This is a genomic window from Psychrobacter sp. 1U2 (assembly GCF_051847575.1).
On the sequence record NZ_JBPYDC010001855.1, the window covers coordinates 1 to 510 of the forward strand.

Genomic DNA, 510 nt, shown 5'->3' on the forward strand with positions numbered 1-510 from the left:
CGATCATTGGAGCAGAGTATGTATTGCGCCTGCTAGATCGTGGCACCCATGACTATGCAAAATTTATTACCCCAGCTGAGCTTGATAAAATGGTATTAAACTCAGGCTTTCGTCGTCAAGATATCATCGGGTTACATTATAATCCATTAACCAAACGCTATTGGTTGGCACAAAATGTCGATGTTAATTATATGTTGGCTGTTCAAAAGCCACTGATTGAAGATAAATTTTAATAAGAGCAGACGATATGACTCAATTTGTAAAAGCTGTTTTATTTGATTTAGACGGTACGCTCATTGATACTGCAGCAGATTTTGTACGTATTATTGGTAAGATGAGTGCCCAAAACAATTGGCAAGCCCCGCCTGAGGCCCAGATTCGTGAGCAAGTTTCTGCTGGTGCATCGGCCATGGTGCAGCTGATGCTACGTTATAATGATCAAATCGAGACGAGCGAAGACGCCTTACTGGCTTTTCGTCAGCAGTTTTTGGATGATTATGAGACAGATAT

General features: G+C 41.2%; 1 protein-coding gene and 1 pseudogene. Both read left to right on the top strand.

Going from position 1 to position 510, the window contains the following annotated elements:
* Nucleotides 1-233, top strand: a pseudogene (locus ACS8FD_RS24780) (bifunctional 2-polyprenyl-6-hydroxyphenol methylase/3-demethylubiquinol 3-O-methyltransferase UbiG); the annotation flags it as partial.
* 14 nt (nt 234-247) lie between these two features.
* Nucleotides 248-510: HAD hydrolase-like protein (locus tag ACS8FD_RS24785; RefSeq protein WP_439277796.1), on the top strand; the 263-nt coding region annotated here is incomplete at its 3' end.